Consider the following 22,232-nt stretch of genomic DNA (forward strand, 5'->3'; position numbering starts at 1 on the left):
CTAGGGACCAAGGTTCAGCCAACCACGCACGACGCCAGCACTTTGTTGTGCGACCAGAGTGAGGCCGTGAACGCGACGCCGAGTGGATCAACCGCCGGCAACGAGAACACCTCCGCGCCCACCGCGGAGATGCTGCCGGTCATTGGTAGCAAGGCGCATGGGCATGCCGCCGGGCTCTCTCGGGCCGAGCGGGCTCTCATCCTCAAGCAGTGCGCCGAGCCGTGGGATGGGATCACGAATGCGACGCTCTGGGGCGATGGCAAGTTTGACACCACCGAAGGCAAAGCAGCATGGGGCACCTGGCAGAACTTCGCCGGGATGATGTCCGACAATGCCGAGCGGGTGGTCGACAAGGGCGAGGGGCTCTGGTTTACGCCGGCCCTCTCGTCCAACGGTGGCTGCCGTGACGCCGATATCGTGGCGATCACCCAGCTCGCGCACGACTGCGATGGCGCCGGAGACTGGTTTGTGCTGCGCGAGGTCCTGGATGCCGCCGGCCTCGCCTACATCGTGCAGCGCTCGTCCAGCCACAAGCCCGAGAAGCCGAAGTGGCACCTGCACATCCCGCTGTCCGAGCCGTGGCAGGGAACCAAGACCGAATGGAGGGCGATCTACCGTCACTGCGTGGGCTGGTTCTCCGCGGCGGCCGAGCTCGCCCATGATCTACAAGCCCAGCCCATCCGGTACGGCTTCGATCACGCGACCGATCGGCTGGGGCAGCCCTGGTTCCCCGCCGCGCGCAGGACCGAGACCGACCCGGCGCCGGCGACCATTTGCGTGCCCGGCGATGCCCTCGACCTGCACGCGTTCTTGGAGGCGACCGGCTTCGACCCGGCGCTCGCCGAACAAGAAGCCCTCGCTGCCACGCCTGCCAGGAAGCAGCGGTCCCCGAAAACGGGCGTGTATACCCCGGTGGTCGGCGACGTCGGGCCCGCGGGGGGGCTGCTCAAGCGCGCGTTCCGCCACGCGGGCTGGCTCGGTCCGGAGATGGAAGAAGGCAAGGCGAAGGTGCAGTGCCCGTGGGAGGATCAGCACACGACGGGCAGCCGGTTCGACTCATCGACCATCTTGTTCTCTGCGAGGCCAGGCGACGAAGTGGGCTGGTTCCACTGCAAGCACTCGCACTGCTGCGACCGTCAACAGCAAGAAGTGCTGGACGCTCTGCCTGACGAGGCTTTGGAGCAGGCGCGGGCCGAGCTTCGGGCGGCGAAGATCTGGCAGCACATGATCCGGACGCCGGAGTTCAATGCCTCGCTGGGTAGCAACAATAACAACCCCGCCCGAGATGTGTCCGCGAATGTTGAGGCTCAAAAGTTTCCGTTGACGGACATGGGCAACGCCGAGCGCTTGTACGCGCTGCGCGGCACGGACATCGGCTACTGCTTCGCGAGCGGCACATGGATGTCGTGGGATGACAAGCGGTGGGCGACGGGCAACTCCGGGGAGGTCGTCGAGTACGCGAAGATGGCGGTGCGCAGCATCTACAAGGAAGCCGGCGACTGCGAGAACTTCGAGGAGCGACAGTCGCTCGTTGCGCATGCCAAGCGGAGCGAGAAGGTGGAGCGGGTCATGGCGATCGAGAAGCTGGCCCGGTCCATGGTGCCCGTCTTGCCGGAGATGCTCGACACGGATCCGTGGCTGCTCAATGTCGACAATGGGACGCTCGATCTGCGGACGGGACAACTACGACCGCACCGGCGCGAGGATAGGATCACCAAGCTCACGCCGATCACGTACGACCCCGCGGCAACGTGCCCGCTGTGGGAGGCTTTCCTCGCCTGCATCTTCGACAAGAACAAGAACTTGATCGACTTCGTGCAGCGCCTCTTCGGCTACTCGCTCACCGGCGAGGTCTCCGAGCAGGCGCTCGTCTTCCTCTACGGCACGGGCGCGAACGGGAAGTCGACGTTCTTGCTCATCTTGCAGGCGCTGCTCGGGGAGTACGCTACGCAGGCCGCGCCGGAGCTCTTGCTGACGAAGAAGGGAGACGCTCATCCGACCGAGGTTGCAGACCTCTTCGGGCGCCGCGTCGCGGTGAGCACCGAGGTCGAGGCGGGGCGCAGTTGGTCGGAGGTGCAGATCAAGCAGCTCACGGGCGGCGATCGAATCAAGGCGCGGTTCATGCGCAAGGACTTCTTCGAGTTCCAGCCGACCCACAAGCTCTTCGTCGCCGCGAACCACAAGCCCAAGGTACGAGGGACGGATCATGGGATCTGGAGGCGCATCCGCCTCGTCCCCTTCTGCGTGACCATCCCCGAGCACGCGCGGGACAAGAACCTCGTCAAGAAGCTCCAGGCCGAGCTGCCAGGCATTCTGGCCTGGGCCGTGCGCGGATGCCTCGCGTGGCAGAAGGACGGCCTCGGGGAGCCAGAAGAGGTCAAGGCCGCGACCGAAGCGTACCGCGAGGAGATGGATACCCTGGGCGAGTTCTTCGCCGACTGCTGCATCGTCGGTCCCAAGGTCGAGGCGAAGGCGCAGGACCTTTACGGCGCGTACACGAAGTGGTGCGAGACCAACGGCGAGCGGCCGATGGGACATCGGTTGTTCGGGATGGCGCTGCGAGAGCGGGGGTTCAAGGACCGGAAGTCGGGCGTGAAGTTGTGGGTCGGTGTGGGCCTGGCAGGGGCCCCTGTGTCGCCGATGGTGATGCAGGGCACGAAATTTGGGTCCAGGGAGGATAGGGATGATGAGGGACGAAGAAACGGTAACGACGCTTTTACAACCTCTCATAAGGGCTCATCCCCCGATCCCGGTCCCAATCCTCCCTTTCGTCCCATCCGGGCTCCCGACCCAGCAGCGCCCCTCCCTGCGAACGACCCCGTGAACCATCCGACCACGGGCTCACCGCCACCTCACCCGCACCCGGTCCAGACTGCCCCAGGCCCCGTCTACGCCCGCCGCCACGCGCACGACGAGCGGCATGCCCAGCAGCGCCAAGCCGAAGAGCGCACGGACGAGGCGCTGGAGTGGCACTTCAGGCAGATGCGCGCGGAAGGCGCCTTCGCACGGTGAGCCCGCTCGAGCCCCTGGATGAGTAGCCATGCGACACGTGGCCGAGGCTGTGCTCGGCCACGCCGTCGCTTGCCGCTGGCACCGGGACCTCACCGCCGCGATGGAGAAAGCTGGGGGTGTCGTTCAACCCCCCCTCCTACTTGCAACGCGCGCCAGAGTGCACTGAACCTCGCGAATTCGTACGGTCTTTCAGGTGTAAAAGCCGCCCGTGGCGCGATCGTTCTTCTGTGCGTCGTCCCTATGACTCCCTCGGGATTAGGCACCAAAATGTTCCTTCACGCCGGACCGCCGACCCCGGTCAGACTCGACAACTGGCTGCAAAACCGAGGTTTCGTTCTCCGGAGGGCCCGGATCGGCGCGGGCCGCGTATGGTGGTGGCTCCTCGCGAAGGTTGGCTCTGGAGCCCCGCCAGCACCCGCCGTCGTCCTCCTGGCACTCGAGGTGGTGGGGTGCAGGCTCGCCCTGGGCCAAGGGCCTTGTGGTGCGCCGGGCGAAAGGCCCGTCTCCGAGCCAGCGACAGATCTACGAAGGTCTCGGGTAGGTCTGCCATCTAGAAAGTCGCGACGTCGCGACTTTGTCGTCCAGCGGCCGGGCTGCGACCGGACCTCGCTGGCGCGTCTTGAGAACGGGGTAGCCTGGGGCCGCGGTCATCGCCGACGGAGCCTTTTTCCCGCAGAACAATTGGCATCCGCAATATGAAGCGCCGCCCGTGCCCCTCTCGACCGACGCATCCTGGTCAAGCTATCCAGGTGAGCGGTTGACCGCCTCGACGCCTGATTCCTGATCTTGCTCGGGGACTTGCAGGCGAAGCAGTCGACGAGCCGGGGCTGGTTCTTGCGGCCGAACGCGCTGTGGTAACGCGATGGCGTCGCCGCGGGTGAGCCGGCCAGGCTATGCAGCCGCCTGCCCTCGCAAGAACTCGACGGCATGCTCGTAGGCCTTCTTGATGGCGATGAAACTCTCGCTCGATCCGCCCTGATCCGGGTGATGAATCTTTGCCCCTCGGCGCCAGGCAGCTTTCACCTCCCCCTCGGTACACGGCCATGTCAGCCCGAGCTCCCGGATGAACCACGGGGTCGGATCGGCTGCTTTCTGCGGGCCCGGAGCTGGAGCACCACCTTCCGGGCGCTCCCGGGGCGGTTCACGTCGTGCCGCTTCAGCCTTTTCTTGCCAGTGTCGACGTTCACGCTCCCACGCGGGCCGGAGTCTGTCCTCCACACTCCGTCGGGCCTCATCGACAAGCCGGGCGTGTCGCTGCTGGAGGCTTTCTCCCGGGCGCAAATCTTTGGGAAGGCTCTGCACGCACCACCACAAGATTTCCTCGGCGAGGGACGGCCGCCGGATCACCTTGGCCACCTCGTCTTGGATCCATTCATACTCGTTGAGGAGGCGCTGCCCGGCAGCGTCGTCGAGGAGCGCAACAACCTCCAAGAAGTCCGGCTCGAAAGCCTGCCACCAAGCGACGCGGGCGATCGGGTCGTGAACGTCCGCGATGCAGCAGGTGCGGATGCCTCGCGAAGGGCGCCACAGGGTGCGGTTCCTAGGCTTGCCGGCATCGCGGTAGGACTGCTTCAGCATCGGCGTCAGGGTCGACCGGCCAGGGCCGGCGTGAATGCAGTACGGGTCGGCATAGGACCGATCCGAAATGGGGGTCTTCTTCCAGTGAATGAACATGGGCACCTCGCCTCCGAGGCGGAGCGTCAGCCGTAGTTCCGCGGATGCTCACCGGCCGCACGGTCGCTGCACGGTAGTTTCGACCAATCTACAACGAGCCAGTGCAATACACTAGATAAAAGCGCGGGATTGAAGCATAAACGCTGGGGCGTGCGCGCCCCGTAGTTCCGGTCCATCCCGCGACCACAGCGGTCCACCGCCCGGTAGTTCCTCGAATCGTCGCGTCGGACGTGCGCGGGGCCGCGGGGGCGCGCGCGTCCGTAGCTATCTCGCGACCGAGCCTCATGCGCGGGCTGCACCAAACCCGGAAGTAAAAAAGAGAACGGGCGAAACCCGTTCTCCTACGGCATCACGCCGCGCGCCGTACCCGCCGGGACGGCTTGTGCCACGCCGGGGAGGCGACTGACTTCTTGGGCCTGCCCCGCGTCACCTTCGCCCGGATGCCGCTCTCCGGCGCCGGCTCCTCGCTCGCCTTTGCGCGCTTGAGCTGCCTGCGATGGACAGCATCCGGCATACCGGCATGCTCGGCCAGGAGCTCGCCGAGCGCCTTGACCCTGCGGCAGACGGCGACCCTGTCCATGCCGAGCGCGGCGCCGATCTCGTCGAGGTCGTGCCCGGCGGCACGCAGCTCGATGAGCTGGCGGTCCCGCGGGGCCAGCGTCTCGAGCCATTCGTTCAGGCTGATGGCGCCGATGATCCGACCCATCGGGTTCAGGCTGCGGGGCCGCGCCCTGCCGATATCCGCGCTCGACTCCTGGTTGTCGATCTGCGGGTTGTCCTCGAACTCCGCCACGTACTCGCCGAGGCCCAGGACCTCGACGCGGCGGCGGTTGTAGTTGCGCTGGTCGAAGACGTCCTTCAGCCGCTGGGTCCGATCGCCGGAGGCGAGATGGCGGCTCAGATCAATGGCGCGTAGACGGCAGGCATGCACGAGCAGGGCATCGTCGAGGATGTCACCCACCTCGGCGTGCTTCTTGTAGAGCGCCCAGGTAAAGCCGAGCGCTTCCTGCATTCGCTCCTCACGGATGTTCTCGTGCAGGAAGCGCGCGACGGGGTTGAAGATGCCGCGCCGGATCTTCTTCTCGAACTCCTGGCGAATGTTCTTCGGAATCGTGGTCGTCACGGGGTCCTCCATGGAGCGCGCACACGGAGGCTCTTGCCCCGTGACGCGCAGAACGCGCGCCACGCAGGCGCGGAGACGTTTCAACGATGATGAGGAGTTCTCCTCATTGTTCTTATCCCGCAGCGTGACGAAGGTTTGCGGAGGACGAACTTATCGGTGGAGCGTCACTACGTTGTGGCGAAACCCGCTCAAAAAAGAACGGCCCATAGAGCTAAAAGAACGGGCAAGTAGCCCGTCCCCGCGTAGGCTCACGCGGCGTGCCGGAACGCGTCGAGGGTGACGCGTTCGCACCACGCGGCGTACTCCGCGTACCAGACCTTCCACTCCTGCAAAAACTCGGCGAACGCGAGCTCGCCACGCACGAAGCGGGAGAGGAGCGCGTGCTGCTCGACGATGCCCTCGTCCATGATGGAGAGCATCTGCGCTTCAATCTCGGCAGCGATCTTCGGCTCGGTGCCGGTCGATTCGAGGATGCGCCTGTAGAGCCCGAGTTTGCGGAAGACGTTCACCGTCTTCTCGCAGCGCACCTTCTCCAGATCGAGAACGGCATGGGCAACACGACGAAGGATATTCATGAGGATTCCCTCCATCGTTCTTATCCCTCCGACGGTGTTGAAGTTGCCGGGCCGCCTGCCATTGGATCTCACGTAGCGCCATCCCGAGCGAGAAGTAAGATCCTCTCCGTTGCTACATCATCCGGAGGTGCATCATGGCGAAGGGTGGCGGTGGGAAAGCAGGCGGGAACTCGGGAGCCAAAGGGGGCGGCGGCAAGCCGGCTCCTGGCACCCCCGCCGGCAACAACAGAGCCAACCAGCTCAACCCGACGAGCCCGGTCTACTACAAGAGCCGTGGGCTCCCCGTCCCGTCGAACCTGCCCTCGGGCCCGAAGCCGCCCGGCAAGTAGACCCCCTGCTGGCTTCCAGCGTCACGCCTCGCCGTGCGTGAACGCGAGCCCCCATCGCTCGCGGCTCAGCGCCATCTCCTCGCGGTTATTCGCCCGCAACACCCACTCATCGTCGTCCTCCCCGAGCATGTAGTAGGCGTCGGCCGCCGAGGCGGAAGACGACCAGCTCGGAACCCCGGGAGCAACGACTCTCCCTCAGCTTCTACCCACATGTTCCTACCTGCACGCGCTTCGCGCGTCCTTCCACCGTTGTAGATGTCTTGGGCACGGGCTTCGTCCACCTTCGACGGTTCTCGTGCTGCTGGCGGAAGTGACATTTTCGGTCCGATGTGCTGCACGGAGTCCGAGCAGCCTGTGCCCGTCCGGCGTTATCATCGCCACCGGAACGGGAGGTCGCGATGCAGCAGGGGCACGGGGGCGGCGAGTACATCCTCACGGGGCGAGTCGTCGACATCCAGACCGGGCAAGGACTGCCCGATGTGCGCGTCGAGGCGTGGGACAAGGGGCGGCTCTGCAACGACTTGGTCGCGTGCACCTTCTCCGACGCGCTCGGCATCTTCCGCATTGTTCTTGAGACCCGGCACCTGCGCGAGCTCTTCCTCGACCGCGTCCCGGTGTTGTTCTTCCGCGTCTTCGAGGGCGTCACTTGTATCGCCAGCACGGAGCGCTCGGTCGTCTGGCGGGTCGATCGCCCGGAGAGCGCGGTGCGCATCGAGCTCAACCGCTCGACGAGTACACGCAGCTTCACCCCGGGCCCCTTCATCGTGCGTGGTCGGGTGGTCACGGCCGCGGGGGCGCCACGCGCGGGCCTCGTCGTGCGCGCCTACAACCGGAACCTCCGCGAGGAGCAGCTCCTCGGTGAGGCCACGACCAGCGACACCGGCAGCTACCGTATTGCCTACGCGGCCGACAAGCTCGCCCAGGACTTCGAGTACACCGGCACGCTGCTCGACGTGGCGCTCTTCGATCCCGGCCCCGGACGCGGGCACCGGAAGTCGGCTGCTGATCTTGTCGTGCGCGTGTACGACGCGGAGCGCGCCGTCACGGCCGAGAAGAAGCTCTGCCACGCGCCACCCACGGCCACCGTGAACCTGGTGATGGGCGGCGAGATCTACCGCGGCCCCTCGGCCTACGAGCGCCTTGTTCTTCTTCTGGCCCCTGCCATCCGCAGCGCCTCTCTGACGGACCTCACCGGGGAGGACATTCGCCACCTCGCGTGCAGCCTGCGCCTCGATCTGGATGACCTCGACGCCCTCGTCACGGCCACGCAGCTCGCACGCGCCCTCGGGATTCACCCCGCGGCCCTCTACGGGTTGTTCCACGAAGGACTCCCCCGCGAGCGCCATGGCTTGCTCATGACGAGGCCATCCGAGCAGCTCCGGGCGCTTCTTCTCGCGCTCGAGCACAACCTGATTCCGGCGATGCTCCGGGAGCAGGTCGACGCCATCCTCGCAGCGCTCCACAAGGCCGCCGTGCAGCTCGCCTTCGAGCCGGTGGAGACCGGGATCTCTCTGGGCGATCTCCTCGCCATCGTTCTTCCCGCCCGGGATGCGCAGGAAGCGCTGGTCTCGGCCTACCTCCAGTACGAAGGGCCGGTCGACAGCTTCTGGCAGGGACTTCGCGAGCTCCCGTTGTTCAAAGAAGAAGGGCTCGTCGACCGCGTGCAGCTCGCCGTGCAGCTCGCCACGCTCAGTCGCCACCATCTGCCCCTTGTTCGTGCCCTCGACGAATGGCGTCGCAGCGGAAAGTGGTCGTCGCTCGCTGACCTCGCGAGACTTGCCGTCCCCGATTGGCTCGGTTTCCTCGAGAAGGGCGTCGACGGCGCACCCATCGGCGCCCCGCCTGACTTGCAGGGCGCCGACGACAAGGAGAAGATCGCGAACTACGCGCTGCTCTTGACCGACACGCTGGCGAACACCCTCCCCACGGCCGCGCTCGCGGGGCAGCTCCAGGGCAAGGCGGATCAAGACCTCGCACTGTTCTTCTCGAAGAACCCGGACTTCGAGATCGGCAAGACCCAGGTGCGCTCCTACTTGCAGGAGAAGCCGGGTGCCCTCGACGGCCTGTCCTCCCCGAAGACCGCGACGGCAGACCTCGAGGCCCTCGAGCGCCTCTTCAAGGTGACGCCCAGCCCCACCGAGATGAACCTGCTCTTCTCCGCGGGCATCCACTCCGCGCAGAACATCCAGAAGCTCGGCAAGCCGGCGTTCATCAAGTCGTACAGCCAGGTGCTCGGGGGCCAGTCCAAGGCCGAGAGCCTCTTTCAGAAGGCTCAGCAGATCACGAGCGGCGCCCTCGCGCTCTTCGGGAAGTTTGCCTCCATCGCTCGGCCGCCTGGGCTCTATGTCCTCCCCGCTCCGGACCTCACAAGCACGGGTGACGCCGCCGCGCTCATGGACATCTTCGGCCCGCAGAATCTCGCCTGCGAGCACTGCGCGTCGATCTACGGCCCGGCTGCCTACCTCGTCGACGTCCTCGACTTCCTCGGCCGCTACCCGGCAACCCAGAACAAGCCCGGTGATCCTACGACGGCCCGTGATGTTCTTCTCGCCCGGCGCCCGGACCTCTCACGCATCGAGCTCTCCTGCGAGAACACCCTGACGGAGGTGCCGTATGTGGACCTCGCCGACGAGATTCTCGAGTTCCGCCTCGCCCACGCGGTTGACCCGTCCGTCGTCCTCGACGCGCACATCAAGACCGTGGGCACCGCGGAGGAGCTCGCGCTCTCACCCCAGCCCATCCACGGCACGGCGCGCTTCACGGCCTACAAGGCGCTCGCGCAGGGGAAGTTCCCCCCGGCGCCGCCGTTCAACGTCTGGGCCGAGGAGACGGACATCCTGCTCGCGCACTTCGGCACCTCGCGCGCCGAGCTCGTGGACGTCTTCTCCCAGGCCCCGGCCACGCCCGCGCCGCCGGCCCCCGGCCTGCTCGATGCGTTCTCGGCGCTGCTCGAGGAGACCAAGGCGGACGCCTCCGCGTTCTTCTCGGCCGTCGCCGAGCGCGCTGGGCTGCCCGCTGCGGACCTGGATGTCCTCGTCAACAAGCTCGGCCTCGTCTTCCCCTCGAGCTGCGAGAACGAGGCTGCGGTCGGCCGTCTCTGGAACGCGATCCAAGTCGTGAAGGGACTCGGCGTGTCCGCGACGCGGGCCATCTCTTGGGCCACCACAACGGCTCCGATCGAGAGCGCCGACCCCGCCGTGCTCACCGCCCCGGCTCTTGCAGATGATGTCCGCCTGGCCGTGAAGGCGAAGTACACCGAAGACGCCTGGCCCGAGATCGGGCGCGTCCTTCGCAACGATCTGCGCGAACTACAACGCAAGGCGCTCGTCGCCGCCGCGCTCGCGCTGGGCAAGTACGACTCCACGAACGAACTCTTCGCCGAGTTGCTCGTCGACGTGGAGATGAGCCCGAAGCCGACGACGTCGCGCATCCAGCAGGCGATCAGCTCCGTGCAACGCTTCGTGCAGCGCTGCTTCATGGGCCTGGAGCCCGCGGTCACGTCCTTCGACGACGAGGCCGCCGCGCAATGGTCCTGGACGAAGAACTCCCGGGTCTGGGAGGCCAACCGAAAGATCTTCTTCCACCCGGAGAACTGGATCGAGCCCGAGCTGCGCGACGACAAGACGCCCTTTTTCAAGGAGCTCGAGAGCGAGCTACTCCAGGGGGACATCACCGACGCCCGCGCCGAGGGGGCATTCCGTAAGTACCTGCAGAAGCTTCACGATGTTGCCCATCTGAATGTCGTTGCAATCTGCAACGACCGGGACGCAGGCGTCCCTGGGGGACCCACGACTGCGCCCCTGCACATCATCGCCCGCACGCATACGACGCCCCGCGTCTACTTCTATCGCCAGCGCCTCCACGGTCGGTTCTGGACTTCGTGGGAGAAGCTCGACCTCGACATCCAGAGCGACTGTTTTCTCGCCGTCGTACACAACCGCCGGGTTTACTTCTTCTGGGCGCTGCTCGAGGAGGCCGAAGACACGGGGACTGAGGCTTCCCCCGCGCCGAAGGGCGGCAAGCCCACGGGCTACAAGAAGCCGAAGGAGTACGATCTCGACGATGGCGGCAAACCTCAGCCGGACATCGACGTCGACATCGATGAGCCGCACAAGTCGCCGGGACCGAAGGCTCCGACGATCAAGAAGAAGCCAATGCGGCTGCGCGTCGCGTGGAGCGAACGGCAGAACGGACGTTGGTCGCCGCGCAAGGTGGGCCCCGAGGAGCCGCTCGCCATCGCAATGCCCGACGGGGATCCCGTCGCGCTTTCGCTCTGGCCCTCCTTGGAGGCGGGCAAGCTAGCGATCTCCTGCGCGGTCAAGGAGGCGGCGCCTCCCGACCGCTCAAGCCGCGTCTACCAGCTCGTGCTCGGGTGCGACGGACGGCTCGAGGTCGTGAAGTCATCCGCCACTTGGAAGACTTCGGCTGTCCTCGGAACGTCCCTTCAAGGAATGGAGTTCGTCCCAAGTGACGACACCGTGGGGCTCTGGCTCCGGGGCTTCGCGCTGACGGACAAGGATGTACAGGTTTTGGGAAAGACACCGGGGCCATATGCGATGGTCGTCCCTCACCGGGGAACCCATCTGGCCTTGGCGCTGAAGTGGAACCTTGGCTTTCCGCCATTCTTCTACAAGGACCAGGAGAGAACGTTCTTCGTTCAGATGACGCAGCGTCCTGAAGGCGACGTCGGCGAACAAGAGGTGCAGCAGAACCCGTGGATCCAGTGCCTGCCCGGCATGCCTACGGGACCGTTCAATCCGCAGATCGACATCGCCCCGGTCGTCTCGGTTGAGCTCGAGCCGCGGCAGGTGCGGTTCGAGGTGTTCTATCACCCGCACGCCTGCGCCTTGCTGGAGGCGCTCGAGCGCGACGGGATCGATGGTCTCTTCGGGTGGCCCGCGAACGGCAAGAGCGTCCAGCTTCGCAGCGAGAGCTTCTTCGACGCAAAGTATGCACCTACGCCTCTCGTCGTGGCCACGCCATATCCCGCCGACGATATCGACTTCTCGTTCGGCGGAGCCTACAGCCAGTACAACTGGGAGGTCTTCTTCCACGCGCCCTTCTTGATCGCCTGCATGCTCATGAAGAACCACAGGCACGAGGAGGCCCAGCGCTGGTTCCACCGCATCTTCGATCCCACCCCCGGAGCCGGAAGCGGGCCCGAGCGGTTCTGGAAGGTGAAGCCGCTCCGGGAGAAGGCCGACCCGAAAACGCTCGCATCCGAGCTCGCGGCGCTCGCGGCAGGGGATGAAGAAGCGATTGGTGAGCTCGCTGCGCAGATCGAGGCGTGGCGCGAGGAGCCGTTCAACCCGCACCTCATCGCGCGGATGCGATCGATCGCGTACCAGCGGGCCGTCGTGATGAAGTACATCGACAACCTGATCGCCTGGGGCGACTACTTGTTCTCCCAGGACACGCGCGAGGCCATCAACGAGGCGACGGGGCTCTACATCCTCGCCGCGGACATCCTCGGCCCGAAGCCCGATCTGAACAAGCAGCCCGAGGCTGCTCCGAAGACATACGCAGAGCTTCTTGCCTCCGCCCCGCTCGCCGACCTCGAGAACCTCGTACCCGAGCTCAACGGCCCCGGGGATGTTCCGCTCATCGACGCGGCCCACTTCGCGATCCCGCCGAACGACAAACTCCTCGGGTACTGGGATCTCGTCGCGGACCGGCTCTTCAAGGTCAGGCATGGGCTCAACATCGAGGGCCAGGCACGCCCGCTCCCGCTCTTTGCGCCGCCGATCGATCCGGCGCTGCTCGTGAAGGCCGCGGCGATGGGCGTTGATTGGAAGGACGTCAGCGAGGTCGTGCCGATGCCCCACTACCGCTTCGGGGTTCTGCACGCCAAGGCGATGGAGTTCTGCGGCGGCGTGATCGCCCTGGGCGCGGCCCTGCTCTCCGCGCTCGAGAAGAAGGACGCGGAAAAGCTGACCCTGCTGCGTGCGACGCACGAGGCGGCAGTACTCACGGCAACCCGCGAGGTGAAGAAGCGGCAGATTGACGAGGCGAAGCAGACGCTCGCGGGCCTGAAGAAGACTCGGGAGGCCGCCGCGATCCGATACCAGCACTACAAGGGCCTGCCGTTCATGAACTCCTACGAGGAGCAAGCGATGGTGATGTCAGGCGCCGCCGCCATCACCCAGGCCCTCGTCCAGGTCACGCACACCGAGTCAGCGGGGGCCTACCTTCTTCCCACGGCAATCACGGGCGGCGCTGGCATCGCCAGCCCCGCTGCATTGGTCGTGTACGGGGGCGAGAACGCGGCGAAGTCCGGTGAGTCGTTTGGCAACGCCCTCGGCGTGGTGGCGTCGTTGATGCGCGACGGTGCAGCGATGAGCGCGACGATGGGCTACTACACCCGCCGCGCCGAGGACTGGAGGCTCCAGGAGAAGATCGCTGCCAAGGAGATCGAGCAGCTCGACAAGCAGATCTTGGCTGCCGAGATCAGGCTCGCGCTCGTGGAGAAGGACCTCGACAACCACGACCTCATCGTGGAGAACGCCAAGGTCGTCGAGGCCACGCTGCGCGACAAGTTCACCAACGAGGCGCTCTATTCCTGGACGATCAACGAGATTTCGACGGTATACTTCGACGCGTACAAGCTCGCGCTCGGCATGGCCAGGCGGGCCGCGAAGGCGTTCAAGCACGAACTCGCGCAGGATTCCCCGGACGTCTCTCTCACGCACTGGGACAATACGAGAAACGGCCTGCTCGCAGGGGAGAAGCTGTTGCAGCAGCTCCGGCAGATGGAGGCCGCGTACCTCGACAAGAACAAGCGCGAGTACGAGCTCACGAAGCACATCTCCCTCGCGCAGCTCGCCCCGCAGAAGCTCCTCGAGCTGAAGCAGAAGGGCGTCTGCGAGTTCGACGTGCCCGAGCTCGAGTTCGACCTCGACTTCCCGGGGCACTACCTGCGCCGGATCAAGACCGTCAGCCTCTCCGTCCCCTGCGTGACGGATGCCTACGGCACGCTCAATGCCACGCTCACGCTCGTGAAGAGCCGCGTCCGGAAGAGCGCCGATCTCACCGGGGGCTACGCCGAGAAGTTGGGCGACGGCCGATTCACCACGCCGTACGTCGCCCCGATCTCGCTCGCCATCAGCGGCGCGCAGAACGACGCGGGCGTCTTCGAGCTGTCTCTGCGCGACGAGCGGTACTTGCCCTTCGAGGGCGCGGGTGCCATCGGCACGTGGAAACTGGAGCTCTCGACGAACAACACCGACCTCGACGCCGTGAGCGACGTTGTTCTCCACGTCCGCTACACGGCAATCGACGGCGGAGACTCATTGAAAACCCAAGCGCAGAAGAACACCGCGCTGCTCCTCTCGGGCCTGCGCTTGTTCTCGTTGAAGGACGAGTTCCCGACGGAGTGGCATCACTTCTTCACGCCCGACGCCGGGGCAGTGCAGACGCTTGTACTGCCGCTCGAGAAGAGCGTGTTCCCGAGGTCTCGCAATGGCGGCACCCCGCAGATCAACGCCGTGCGGCTGTTCGCCGCCTGGAAAGACGCCAAGGCCTACTTCGCTGGTGCGCCTCTCACGATGAGCGTCGCGCCGCCGTCGGCTGCATCCGTGGAGACCACGCTCGGGAAGGGCCCCGGCGCGCTCGACACCCTCGCCGTGAGCCCGACGCTGACGCCGGCCGCCGGAACATCCTGGGCTGCCGGTTCGTGGACACTCTCGGCTGCAGGCCCCGTGGGCGAGGGCCTCGACAACATCTGGGTCCTCTGCGACTTCTCCCGGCAGGGGGCCTGATCATGGAGGGCGTGCCGAAGCGGTCCTCGGTCGTCCCCAGGCCGACGGTGAAGGCGCCCAACCCCTCCCTGCCCAAGGGCGGCGGTGCGGTGCGCGGGCTCGGGGAGAAGTTCAACGCGAACGTCGCCATGGGCACGGGCACGTTCAACGTCCCGATCGCGACGACGCCTTGCAGGGGCCTCACACCCGAGCTCGCGCTCACCTACGACTCGGGGACCGGAAACGGCCCCTTCGGCGTCGGCTGGCACCTCTCGGTTCCGTCGATCACCCGCAAGACGGACAAGGGCCTGCCCGAATACACAGACCAATGGGACACGGACACGATCATCCTGTCCGGCGCCGAGGACCTTGTTCCGGTGCTCGGTCCGGATGGGAAGAAGCTGATCACCACCGAGCAGGGCCGGAGGATCCAGCGCTATCAGCCTCGCGTCGAGGGGGCCTTCGCCCGCGTCGAGCGCATCACCGAGGCGGGCGCCCATTACTGGCAGGTGACGACCAAAGACAACATCCGGCACATCTATGGCAAGTCGAAGACTGCCCGGGTTGCCGATGCGTTGTACCCCGACCGGATCTTCACCTGGCTCCTCGAGCGAACCGAGGACACGCGGGGAAACGTCGTCCAGTACGAATACAAGGTCGAAGACCTGGCGAGCGTGCCGAAGTCGCTCCACGAGAAGCACCGGCACGAGGATCCCAAGCTCTTCTCGAACAGCTACTTGAAGCGCATTCGGTATGGGAACAAGAAGCCCGGCGAGGCCGACGACTTCTACTTCCAGGTCGTCTTCGACTACGGTGAGCACGACGCCGAGACCCCGACGCCGAATGAGGGGAAGCCGTGGCCCTGCCGAAAGGACCCGTTCTCGAGCTACAGGGCCACCTTCGAGATCCGCACCTACCGCATTTGCCGGCGCGTTCTGGTCTTCCACCACATCCCCGAGCTCGGCGCTGAGCCCGTTCTGGTGCGCTCGACGGACTTCACCTATGCCGAGGCGGCGACCCTCTCGCAGCTCGTCGCGGTCACGCAGTCGGGGTACATCCAGAAGAACGGCGGCTACTCGAAGAAGTCGCTGCCGCCGCTCGAGCTCGGCTACTCCCTGCCCGAGCTCAACACCGAGGTACAGACGGTCGACCCGGAGTACACCGCGGACCTCGGCAACGTCGACGGCAAGCGGGCGCGGTGGGTTGATCTCGAAGGCGAGGGCTTGCCCGGCGTTCTTGTCCAGCACGGCGAGGGCTTGTTCTACAAGCAGAACCTCGGCGAGGGCGAGCTCGCGCCGGCCAGGCAGCTCGTGCGCCGTCCCAATGCCATTGCACCCACAATGGGCCGCACGGAGCTTCTGGATCTCGAGCACGAAGGCCGCCCGAGCCTCGTGTTCTTCAACAGGACAGGCTCAGGGATCCACGAGCGCACCGCGGATGGCGAATGGGGGCCGTTCATGCCCTTCGCGTCTCATCCGAATATCCCCTGGAACGATCCGGGCGTGCGCTTCATCGACATCACCGGCGACGGCCAGCAGGACATCATCTTCACGAGCGGGCACGTGCACATCTGGTTTCCCTCGCTCGGCAAGAACGGCTGGGGGCCGCCGCGCAATCTGCCGATGGTCTTCGACGAGGACCTGGCGCCAACGGAGGTGTACCGGGACAATCGAGGCATCGTCTTCGTCGCGGACATGACCGGCGACGGCATGCCCGACATCGTGCGGATCAAGAACGGCAGCATCTGCTACTGGCCAAACCGTGGGCTCGGGCGGCTGGGGCCCAAGGTGGAGATGAGCAACGCGCCGCGGTTCGATGACCCGCTCCGCTTCGATCCTCGGCGCATCCGGCTCGCGGACATCGACGGCTCGGGGACCACGGACATTCTCTACATCGGCGCCGACGGGATCCAGATCGCCTTCAACCAGGCGGGCAATGGCTGGAGCAAGGTCGAGAAGCTGCCGGGGTTCCCCACGGCAGACCTCGGGTCGCCGATCTCGGTGCTCGACTTCTTGGGCAAGGGGACCGCCTGCATCGTCTGGTCCTCGCCCTGGAAGGGCGTGGCGCAGCCGCCGATGCGGTACATCGACCTCTTGGGCTCGAAGAAGCCGTACTTGCTCACCGCGGTGAAGAACAACCTCGGGGCGGAGACGAAGCTCGAGTACGCACCCTCGACGAAGTTCTACCTGGAGGACTTGAAGAACGGGACGCCCTGGGTCACGCGACTGCCCTTTCCGGTGCATGTGCTCGCCCGCGTCGAGACCCACGACGCCGTGAGCGGCACGAAGTTCGTCAGCACATACAATTACCACCACGGCTACTACGACAGCGCGGAGAAGGAGTTCAGGGGGTTCGGCCTTGTAGAACAATGGGATGCTGAGTCGTTCTCCGAGAACGAGCTCCACCTCCCGCCGGTCCAGACGAAGACCTGGTTCCACACGGGCGCGTTCTTCGAGAAGGACAAGATCGAGAAGCAGTTCGCGAGGGAGTACTACGCGCTCAACGCGCAGGAGCCTATGCTCCCTGACGCCGTTCTTCCGCAAGGCATGAGCCCGAAGGAGGCACGGGAGGCGGCGCGGGCCCTCAAGGGCCAGATGTTGCGGCAGGAGATCTACGGGCTCGACGGCTCGCCGCAGCAAGAACACCCGTACCTCGTCACCTCGGCCAGCCACGAGATCCGCAAGCTGCAATCTGCCACGGACAAGACGCACGCGGTCTTCTTCCCGTACGTCCGGGAGAAGCTCGAAGCCCACTACGAGCGGAATCCGAAGGATACGCGCGTCGTCCACACCCTGGCGCTCGAGGCGGATGCCTTCGGGCACGTGACGCGCTCGGCGACGGTCGCCTACGCGCGACGGAGCATGGAGCTGCCCGAGCAGGGGCTGCTCGCCACGATCACCGAGGCCGCGGTGGCGAACGAGCCCAGCTCGCCGGACTTCTACCGGCTCGGGGTGCCCGTCGAGACCCGGACGTACGAGCTCACGGGCCTGCCGAAGACGCAGAGCGCGTGCCTGCCGTTCGCCGACGTCCTCGCCTCGGTGAACAACGCGGTAACCATCCCCTACGAGGCCACCCCCGATGGCAGCCTCCAGAAGCGCCTCGTCGAGCACGTGAGGCACCTCTACTGGGACAGCTCGACCCTGGCCGGCCCGCTGCCTCTCGGGGCCATGGACGGGCTCGCGCTGCCCTACGAGACCTACGCGCTCGCCTTCACGCCGGGGCTGCTTGCCGAGGCGTACGGCTCGCGCGTCACGCCGCAGCTCCTCGCCGAGGGCGGGTACGTCGAGCAAGGTGGCTTGTTCTGGATCCGGAGTGGACGGGAGATCTTCGAGCCGACCGGGTTCTACTTGCCCATCGAGGTCAGAGACCCCCTGGGACAAACCACGAAGATCGGCTACGACAGCCACAACCTGCTCGTGGTCTCGGTCGTCGATCCCCTGGGCAACGAGATCACGGCGGAGAACAACTACCGCACGATGTCCCCAGTCCTGGTCACCGACCCAAACAAGAACCGCACTGCGGTAGAGCTCGACGAGCTCGGGCTGGTCGTGGCCACGGCGGTCATGGGTAAGGTCGGCGCAGGCGAAGGAGACACGCTCGCGGAGCCGACCTCTACGTTCGAGTACGACCTCGAGCGCTGGTGGAAGGACAAGAAGCCGAACGTCGTGCACGCCGCGGCGCGCGAGCGGCATGGGGATCCCGGCACGCCCTGGCAGCATAGCTACACGTACCCCGACGGGCTCGGGCGCGAGGTCATGAAGAAGGCCCGCGCCGAGGCCGGGCCGGCACCGAAGCGCGACCAGAACGGCATCCTGGTCAAGGACGCGCAGGGGCAGCTCGTCCTCGAGAACACGACCGTCCGCTGGGTGGGGACGGGACGAACCGTGTTCGACAACAAGGGCAATCCGGTCAAGAAGTACGAGCCCTTCTTCAGCGCGACGCACGAGTACGAGGACGAGAAGGAGCTCGTCGAGTGGGGCGTGACGCCCATCCTCCGGTACGACCCCCTCGGGCGACTCGTCAGGACCGATCACCCGAACGGCACGTTCTCCCGCGTAGAGTTCACGCCCTGGAGGCAGACGAGCTGGGACGAGAACGACACGGTTCTGGAGAGCGCGTGGTACGCGGCCCGGCAGGCTGGCGCCTTGCCCTCACCGTCGGCCCAGGAGCAGCGCGCCGCCCTGCTCGCCGCCAAGCACGCCGGCACCCCCGCGGCGCTTCTCCTGGATGTCCTGGGCCGGCCGGTGGTGAAGGTCGAGGATAACGGGGCCTCGGGGAAGTACACGACCGCGACGACGCTCGACATCGAGGGCAACCCTGTCGCCGTCATCGACGCCCGAGGCAACACGGCGATGGCGCAATTCTTCGACATGCTGAGCCGGCCGCTCAGCCAGAAGAGCATCGACGCGGGCGAGCGGTGGACCTTCTTCGACGTGCTCGGCAACCCGATCAGGAGCTGGGACAGCCGCGGGCATGTCATCCGCTCGGTCTACGATGCACTTCACCGGCGCACGGAACTCTGGGTGCAGAAGGACGCGGGCGCGGAGATCCTGGCGGAGACGACGGTCTACGGGGAGGGGCAGCCGAACGCGCAGGCCGCGAACCTGCGCGGGAAGGTGTACCAGGTCAGGGACGGCGCCGGCCTCGTCACGCACGTGGCCTACGACTTCAATGGCAACCCCCTCGAGGTGCACAGGCGGCTCGCCAAGAACTATAAGGGCGACATCGACTGGTCGGCCTCGCCGGTGCTCGAGGCGGAGACGTTCGTCCAGAAGACACAATACGACGCGCTGAACAGGCCGACGAGCCTCACCACGCCGGACCAGAGCGAGATCCGGCCGAAGTACAACGAAGCGGGCCTACTCGAGCAGGTAGAAGTGCGGCTGCGAGGGGCGGTCAACTGGACGACGTTCGTCGACGATATCGACTACGATGCGAAGGGCCAGCGGGAGAAGATCGTCTACGGGAACGGCGCCTTCACCGAGTACAGCTACGACCCGCTCACGTTCCGGCCGATAAGGATCAAGACGACCAGGTCCTCGGACGGGGCGCTTCTACAAGACCTTCGCTACACCTACGACCCCGTCGGTAATGTCGTCGATATCGCCGATCTCGCGCAGAAGACCGTCTTCAACAATGGCCCGGTCGAGCCGGTCTGGAAATACGAGTACGACGCCTTGTCCAGGCTGATCGAGGCGACAGGCCGCGAACACGCAGGGCAGAACGCCGACATCCAGCAGGACGAGGGCGGCTTCCCGCTGCTCAACGTGCCGCACCCGAACGACCCGCAGGCCCTCCGGAACTACACCGAGCGCTACAAGTACGACGCGGTCGGCAACATCGAGAAGATGATCCACGAGGTCGTGGGCCTCTCGGGGAGCTGGACGCGCCGCTACGACGTCGCGCCGGAAAACAACCGGCTCCTCCGCACGAGCCTACCTGGTGACGCGGACGGGGACTTCTCGGCGAAGTACGGCCACGACGCTCACGGGAACATGACCTCGATGCCGCATCTGCTGAGCATCGGGTGGGACTTCAAGGACCAGAAGCGCGCGGTCGACAAGGGCGGCGGCGGCAAGGTGTACTTCACGTACGACGCCGCAGGGCAGCGCGTCCGGAAGGTCTGGGAGCACAACGGGATCGTCGAGGAGCGAATCTACCTCGGGGGCTTCGAGATCTACCGGAGGAGCGAGGCGGGCTCGCTGGTCCTCGAGCGCGAGACGCTCCATGTGATGGATGGGGCCCAGCGCATCGCCCTGGCCGAGACGAAGACTGTTGATGCCTCGGTGGCGAACTTCGTGGTGTCGTCGCGCGTGCGCTACCAGCTCGGCAACCACCTCGGCTCGGCCGCGCTGGAGCTCGACGACGCCGGCTTGGTCATCTCCTACGAGGAATACCACCCCTTCGGGACGACGGCCTTCCACGCGGTGGCGAGCGGTGTGGAGGTGAGCGCGAAGCGGTATCGATACACGGGCAAGGAGCGGGACGAGGAGACGGGCCTCTACTACCACGGGGCGAGGTACTACGCGCCATGGCTCGGGCGGTGGACGAGCACGGACCCGGCGGGGATGGTGGATGGGCCGAATCTGTATGCGTATGGCCGAAATAACCCCCTCCGCTTTGTTGATCCGGATGGGCGCCAGGCGCTTGTCAAGCAGACAATGGTACGTCCTCCTCGGACGCCCGCTGATGTGCAGGCGGAGCATCGGGCGCAGCAGATGCAGCGCCTACCGCCTCCGGAGCCGAAAAAAGAGGATGAGCAACCTGCACCTAAGCCGGTCCCCAAGGAGCAGGAGCTCGACAAGAGTCGCGCCGCGTCCGAGCGCAAGCCGGTCTCGGAGCTGAAGCCCAGCGAATCGCTGAAAAAGTTCGTCGCAGAGCGCGAGCTTGCCCCGGGCGCCCCCATGAAGCGGAAGGTCGAGATCGGGCTAAGCATCGGATATGGTCATGACATTGGAGATGAAGAAGAACTCAGCAAAGTCAGGAGTAGGTACGGAACAGAGCTAGATGACGCCGAGGCAAAGGACCTCCTGAGCCGGGATCTGGAAGGCCAAGCGAAAGAGATCCGTACGCGCCTGAAGGGAGTGGCGCTGACTCAAGGTGAATTCGACGCGCTCGTCAGCCAAGGCTTTAACGGCGCGCTCTACAAGAACGGAAAGTCGAAGACGCTTGATGCGCTAAAGCGCAAGGCGACCAGTGATGAGGTGGCTGCCCTAATGCTTGATACGGTGACATCGCAGGAACCTCAGCACCGGGGAAAGGGGGCCATCGAAGGACTGACGGAACGTCGATTCGAGGAAGTCCAGATATTCTTTGATGCGGGCTACCCATCACGTCGCACGCCCGCGGTGGTCGCCCTCAGTAGGGAGTTCGCGCAAGCGTACAATAACGAGGTCCATAAGGCATCCAGGGCAGAGAAGGGCCCAAAGCTCGCCGAGCTGCAGCGCCGGTTTATGGGTCTGGCCCGCCAACAAGGACTCATTCCATGACCATATCTGTTCCACGTGCGGGCAGCATCCTGCTCGCCCTCCCCCTGTCCATCGCTTGCACGACCTCTCGCACGCGTTGCGCCAGCGATTCGTCCGCGCCAGCCGATCGCGCCAGCACTATTTCAGTGGCGGACGCGCAGCCTCTGGATGCGAACAGCGAAAGTGGGGGAGACGAAAGCGAAGAGGCTGGAGTGTCGGGTACTCGCCAGTCCAATCAGTGTGAACTCATTGCACGTGAATTGAGGTTCGTAGCGCGATGGCGGCATAATCCGAACCGAGCATTCGGTGGGAAGCCACTTTACTGTGATATCTCGTCGACCGCCGACATCTGCGGACGGACAAGCGTCGACGAGGACGGGCTCACGTCCGTCGCCGTTCCCCAAAACGGACCGGGCGCATTCTTTCACTTTATACTGAACGATGACGATGACACCAAGAAGCGTCTCACCTGCAGAACAATCGGCTTGATCGCCACGGCTCGGCCTGAACCCGGTGTTGAGCACTGTGGGACTGTCAAAGATGGCCCACTCGCCGGCATGAGGATCATTGCCGACAGCCGATGCGATCGGTTACGAATGACGCTGTTCGATAAAGCATACCAGGCGAAGGACCCGGATGCCGAAAAGCTGACTGACTGCGACGAGCCTTTACCTGAGCGTTTGGCGGGGCCAGAACTGCAGTGCAAACCTGTGAACTTTGGGCGGGACTGAGTGCCCCGCCGACAAGTTGTCCAACGTCGCTTTGAGTATTCACGTGGCGACCGTGGGGTCCGACGTCGCATGCACGCTGGGCTG

Annotated in this window: 8 protein-coding genes; 5 read left to right on the plus strand and 3 right to left on the minus strand. The window is 65.5% G+C overall.

Features of this window, described 5'->3' with window-relative positions; all coding sequences use genetic code 11:
• The first annotated feature begins 66 nt into the window (after positions 1-66).
• The gene (locus tag POL67_RS53640) at positions 67-3,012 is read left to right on the plus strand and encodes a DNA primase family protein (RefSeq protein WP_271918529.1); all 2,946 of its coding nucleotides are present in this window, start codon (positions 67-69) and stop codon (positions 3,010-3,012) included.
• A gap of 891 nt (positions 3,013-3,903) precedes the next feature.
• Here the strand turns inward: POL67_RS53640 and POL67_RS17600 are convergent.
• The 3 genes from POL67_RS17600 to POL67_RS17610 form a co-directional block, all read right to left on the minus strand.
• Positions 3,904-4,686: a hypothetical protein gene (locus POL67_RS17600; RefSeq protein WP_271918530.1), complete on the minus strand. Its 783-nt coding sequence runs from the start codon at positions 4,684-4,686 to the stop codon at positions 3,904-3,906.
• A gap of 349 nt (positions 4,687-5,035) precedes the next feature.
• Entirely contained in the window at positions 5,036-5,809 is a 774-nt protein-coding gene (locus POL67_RS17605; protein WP_271918531.1) for a hypothetical protein, read from the minus strand.
• 248 nt (positions 5,810-6,057) lie between these two features.
• Positions 6,058-6,384, minus strand: coding sequence for a hypothetical protein (locus POL67_RS17610; RefSeq protein ID WP_271918532.1), 327 nt, complete (start codon positions 6,382-6,384; stop codon positions 6,058-6,060).
• Positions 6,385-6,518: 134 nt separating this feature from the next.
• On the opposite strand from POL67_RS17610, the gene POL67_RS17615 reads away from it, so the two are divergent.
• The 4 genes from POL67_RS17615 to POL67_RS17630 all read left to right on the plus strand — a co-directional run bounded on the left by POL67_RS17615 (position 6,519) and on the right by POL67_RS17630 (position 22,148).
• Complete coding sequence (locus POL67_RS17615) at positions 6,519-6,713, plus strand: hypothetical protein (RefSeq protein ID WP_271918533.1); 195 nt, start codon at positions 6,519-6,521, stop codon at positions 6,711-6,713.
• A gap of 398 nt (positions 6,714-7,111) precedes the next feature.
• Positions 7,112-14,470, plus strand: coding sequence for a Tc toxin subunit A-related protein (locus POL67_RS17620; protein ID WP_271918534.1), 7,359 nt, complete (start codon positions 7,112-7,114; stop codon positions 14,468-14,470).
• A gap of 11 nt (positions 14,471-14,481) precedes the next feature.
• Complete coding sequence (locus POL67_RS17625; protein WP_271918535.1) at positions 14,482-21,438, plus strand: SpvB/TcaC N-terminal domain-containing protein; 6,957 nt, start codon at positions 14,482-14,484, stop codon at positions 21,436-21,438.
• Positions 21,435-22,148: a hypothetical protein gene (locus POL67_RS17630; RefSeq protein WP_271918536.1), complete on the plus strand. Its 714-nt coding sequence runs from the start codon at positions 21,435-21,437 to the stop codon at positions 22,146-22,148. Before POL67_RS17625 ends, POL67_RS17630 begins: the two co-directional genes overlap by 4 nt.
• Positions 22,149-22,232: the final 84 nt, after the last annotated feature.

Source organism: Polyangium mundeleinium (genome assembly GCF_028369105.1).
GTDB lineage: Bacteria > Myxococcota_A > Polyangia > Polyangiales > Polyangiaceae > Polyangium > Polyangium mundeleinium.